This is a genomic window from Chitinophaga sp., from assembly GCF_036566945.1.
Lineage (GTDB): Bacteria > Bacteroidota > Bacteroidia > Chitinophagales > Chitinophagaceae > Chitinophaga.
The window spans coordinates 1-4532 of record NZ_DATCVJ010001021.1 but is presented as its reverse complement, the minus strand read 5'-3'; the positions used below and the strand labels follow the sequence as shown (position 1 = coordinate 4532).

Here is a 4532-nt window from a genome sequence, read left to right as displayed (position 1 = left end):
TGGCAGGAAGGCGTTAGGATGTCTTTAGCGTAACTGTATCCCCCATTTTTCAGTGACCGTTAATGGATACTCTCATGCTGACCTGTCATTCGTACCGGCCTTTTCGTTTAGTGCTATTACTTTTTCAATGTGAAAGGTGTGATGGAATTAAGGAGTACAGATGTACCCCTTCCTTTCATAATGGTCATTCAGAAATAGCTATGTCATCCACGACGCTATACATTCTTTGTCTAACTTTCAAATATGCGGGCAGGTATTGCCAGGAAAATTAAATAAACGGTTGGTTCCTGATATAGCAATAATTCAGTTACCTGCTTTTACGTGCCTGTCTGATATTATTATGTTACTTCTTTCAATTGATTTAGCGAAAGTGTCTACCACATTTGCTTTCCCGATATTGAACAGTAGCCGTGCTTTTCTCAATTCTTCATATACTTCTTTAGTCAATACTTCTGATAATATAAGTTTTGTTCCCCGACGCTGCATATCTTTATTTACGTCTTTGAGTGTCTGAATGCCGGTGGCATCAATAATAGGCACCTGCCGCATTCTTATGATAAGCACCTGGGGGCTGCTTTTAATAAATTTACTGGCATCTTTGAACTTATATGCGGCACCAAAGAAAAGCGGACCTGTTATCTCAAATACCTCTACCCCGGGAGGTATATTAAAATTGGATATAGATAGAAGATCTCCATTAGTTTTGTCGCCGTTGAATTGGTTGGTTATAATACTAACATTGCTGAATTGGGCCATTTTTCTCATAAACAGAAATACAGACAATATCATCCCAATTTCTATAGCTACTGTAAGATCAATAATCACCGTGAGTAAGAAGGTAACGATCAATACAGCAGTATCACTCTTAGGGCCTTTTGTTATAGCAATGAAATGCTCCCATTCACTCATATTATAGGTAACTACTACAAGGATACCTGCTAAAGTTGCCATTGGTATAAGGGCTGCCCATTTGCCAATGAAAAGCATTATCAGCAATAGCGTTAACGCATGAACAATACCAGCAACAGGTGTCCGGCCACCGTTTTTGATATTAGTGGCGGTTCTTGCAATCGCCCCGGTGGCAGGGATTCCACCAAATATAGAAGAAAATATGTTGGCCACTCCTTGCACCACTAATTCCATGTTGCTTTTATGTTTACCCCCTATCATGCCATCAGCTACAACTGCTGAAAGTAATGATTCAATACCGCCCAGTAATGCTATGGTAAAAGCAGGTTGTATTAGGAGTTTAATAGTGTCAAAATCCAGATGAGGTAAAGATGGTGACGGCAATGATGTAGGGATACTTCCAAACCTGCTGCCAATCGTATCTATCGGTAAACGAAGCCATTCTGTTGCCAGGGTTGAAATAATAATGGCGATTAATGAACCTGGAATTCTGTGTGTAACTTTAGGCCATAAAAAAACGACCAGTGTTGTAAAGACGGCAATAGCCAGGGAATAAAAATTGACAGACGAAATATGCTGACCATATACAATCCACCGTTTTATAAAATCCGAGGGAATCTCTGTTATGTTCAAACCCAGGAAGTCTTTTATTTGTGAGGAAAATATTACCAGTGCAATACCACTGGTGAATCCTACTATTAATGGATATGGAATGAATTTTATCACAGATCCTAAACGCGCAATTCCCATAATGATGAGAATTATCCCCGCCATGAAAGTGGCTACTACAAGGCCATTAATCCCATATTGTTGTACAATTCCATAAACGATTACTATAAAAGCGCCAGTAGGACCACCTATTTGAACCTTACTGCCACCTGCGGCGGAAATGATAAAACCTGCTATAACGGCTGTATAAAGTCCCTTTTCCGGTGACACTCCAGATGCAATTGCAAACGCAATAGCCAGCGGCAATGCGACGATACCAACGATTAAACCCGCAAGTAAATCTTTTGCAAATTGTACGCGGGTATATCCTTTTAATGTTTCGAGTAATTTAGGAGTGAACATAAAAAATACTTAAAACACGGGCTGCCTCCGGTGGCTTAGTTAAAACATCAGGTACTTATAATAATTCCTCTTTTTTCTTCCGATTTTCCGATTCAGGATCATGACCTACGTAAAAGGTCAGATACAATGTCCGGGATAATCTCATTAATAAAGGCATCGTAAGTGTAAGTATAATCCCATTAACTATCAGCCAATGAAAGATGCTGTTGTCTCTCCAGGTTATACCAAAAATCAACCAATACCATATTAAGTTAAATATCGAAAACATCACTGCCAGCACATAGCTGACATATCCCGTTCCATACCAGAATCCTATTTCCAATTCCGTTCGCTGATCACACACAGGGCAGTTGTCGTGCATGTCCAGGACTTTCTTTAGCTCGTATGGGTTGTCATTTTTAAATAATTTTCCTTTCCTGCAACGAGGGCATTTATTTTCTAAAATGGCAACAATAAAATTAGATACCTTCATCACAATATTTTCTTCTGGTCTTCAGCTACATGTTTAATAGATGAATTTCTTATATAGATAAGAGCAAAACGGTAACAGCTCCATTGTTCGCTACTGCATTTAAGAACAGATATTTCGGCTAATGCCACCTGCAATTTGTCAAGATATCGCTGTATTATAAATCCATTCTTCTTCTTCTCTGTCATATTAGTGATGGATACCTGAATAACCTTTTCCACTTCCTTGTTATTTTTCGCCACCTGAATTTGTTCCATTATAGTGGTTACATATTCATTCATTGTCATAGCTCAGTGCATTTTATTTTATGTGCAACAACCGAATCACCATTTCTTTATCCACATTTTCAGTAAGAAATCTTCAGAGGTATCTACCAGCCGGTAACTTGGTGGGACTTCATCTTCCAGGCTATGGAAAGTCGTTAACCTGGTTCCTGCAGGCTTATTATCCAGTTCTTTATACAAGTACCGGGAATAATATTGATATAGACTGGTTGAGTAATCAATCTGATGATCTATTCTATCTTTGGCATCTAAATTTTCGAAAAAGGCGTTGTAGAAATAAAAGTGATCATATTCAGCGAGATCAACTTGTGTGAAGTTGCCATTTATAAATTCTGAATTAACTACCTTCGTGTATTCTTTTGCTGCCAATGCATAATGATGTAACTCACTCCTTTGCTCCACGCCAAAAAAGAATGATTCCGGAAAGTAATGAGCACCGATGAGGGCAAATTTTCCAACACCACTTCCAATATCCAGGATCTTTTTGCCTCCTTCTGAGGCCAGGAAAGCGGCTGCTTTTTTTGCGATTCCCATCGGTGTCCAATGCCGGTTTGACATTTGCTGAATCCTTTCCGGAAACAGCCAGTCAAATGATGCATCCGTCAGATACCAGTTAGGTTTCATCAATGTGTTTCCCATTATTATTAATAGTCAATTAGCAACTTTGGTACGTATTAATTTTTGATAGTTTTCAGGTGAAAGAAGAGGATCCTGATTGTGGAATTTCATCGGGGTCACGAAAAATATCCAGCCATTGTCTTGTGGACTTTCCAATATAAGGTTTAGATTTCCGGATAATTTTTGATTCTGACCGAGATATTTGCAACCAAGAGGAGCGTGAATAGGTATAACCTGGTCAGCGGCGTGGATTTCAGCAATAAGGGTTCCTTTATCAATAATGCCTTTCGGAGTATGCCATATTATATTAACTATATTTTTGATTCCTTTCAGTCTATATGCAGAGACACCTACAAACCCAACGCTACCATTTAAATCAATCCACTCGTGATTATATGTGAAATTGATCCTTGGACGAGAAATAGTTGATATTTTCATGTTGCAAAGGTACCTTTGGTGGCATTAGGTTTCATTGATACTTTTCAATTAAAAAACTGCAAAAAATCACTTTTTAGTCCACGGAGTCAATTATTATGAGTTTAGACGGTCTGTTTCCAATTTATAAATGGAATTTCAAATCTCAGTCCATCCTAAATAGCCTGCCAGAGGATGAATGTGCAGATCTTTATTCCCATATGCAGGAACAGCGCTATGGTAAAGGGGAAGTTATATTCAGGCAGGGAGCTGTTGCTTCCGGTATTTTCTTTGTGAAAAAAGGGAAGATTAAAAAGTACCAGGTTGACCAGAATGGTAGAGAACAAATCATATACGTGGCCAATGCAGGCGAATTAATCGGATATCATGCTATTTTGGCGGATGAACGTTATCCTGACTCCGCTGCTACATTAGAAGAAAGTGTCATTGCATTCATCCCCAAAGAAGATTTTATGACTATTTTGGGAAGATCCAGTGTACTGCCGCGTAGATTACTCAAAGTACTCAGTCATGAATTTACAGTACTGGCAAATAGCATTTCTATATTTGCACAGCGTTCTGTTAAAGAGAGACTTGCCATTACATTAATTGTGTTACGCGAGAAATTTAAAGGAGAAACAGCTGTAGGAGAGGATATTATGATCAATCTTTCCAGGAGTGATCTGGCCAATATGGTAGGTACCGGTAAGGAGAATATTGTTAGATTTTTAACGGAGTTTAAAGCTGCCGGCATTTTAACATCACAT

Annotated in this window: 5 protein-coding genes; 1 reads left to right on the top strand and 4 read right to left on the bottom strand. The window is 38.7% G+C overall.

The window, feature by feature from the left end:
- Nucleotides 1-303: 303 nt before the first annotated feature.
- The 4 genes from VIP81_RS30785 to VIP81_RS30770 all read right to left on the bottom strand — a co-directional run bounded on the left by VIP81_RS30785 (nucleotide 304) and on the right by VIP81_RS30770 (nucleotide 3789).
- Entirely contained in the window at nucleotides 304-1980 is a 1677-nt protein-coding gene (locus VIP81_RS30785) for a SulP family inorganic anion transporter (protein ID WP_331971063.1), read from the bottom strand.
- 471 nt (nucleotides 1981-2451) lie between these two features.
- A complete protein-coding gene (locus VIP81_RS30780) occupies nucleotides 2452-2736 on the bottom strand; it encodes a hypothetical protein (RefSeq protein WP_331971056.1) in 285 nt (94 codons plus the stop codon).
- Nucleotides 2737-2772: 36 nt separating this feature from the next.
- Nucleotides 2773-3357 (bottom strand): class I SAM-dependent methyltransferase, encoded by a 585-nt coding sequence (locus VIP81_RS30775; RefSeq protein WP_331971051.1) that lies wholly within the window; start codon nucleotides 3355-3357, stop codon nucleotides 2773-2775.
- Between the two features lie 27 nt (nucleotides 3358-3384).
- Nucleotides 3385-3789, bottom strand: a complete 405-nt coding sequence (locus VIP81_RS30770) for a hypothetical protein (protein ID WP_331971049.1) — start codon at nucleotides 3787-3789, stop codon at nucleotides 3385-3387.
- 95 nt (nucleotides 3790-3884) lie between these two features.
- Between VIP81_RS30770 and VIP81_RS30765 the strand changes: the two genes are divergently transcribed.
- Nucleotides 3885-4532: Crp/Fnr family transcriptional regulator (locus VIP81_RS30765; protein ID WP_331971043.1), on the top strand; the 648-nt coding region annotated here is incomplete at its 3' end.

Bases quoted from the DNA above. Each gene is read 5' to 3' on its own strand.
- VIP81_RS30770 (WP_331971049.1), bottom strand. From the start codon at position 3,789: ATGAAAATATCAACTATTTCTCGTCCAAGGATCAATTTCACATATAAT.
- VIP81_RS30780 (WP_331971056.1), bottom strand. From the start codon at position 2,736: ATGACAATGAATGAATATGTAACCACTATAATGGAACAAATTCAGGTG.
- VIP81_RS30775 (WP_331971051.1), bottom strand. From the start codon at position 3,357: ATGAAACCTAACTGGTATCTGACGGATGCATCATTTGACTGGCTGTTT.
- VIP81_RS30785 (WP_331971063.1), bottom strand. From the start codon at position 1,980: ATGTTCACTCCTAAATTACTCGAAACATTAAAAGGATATACCCGCGTA.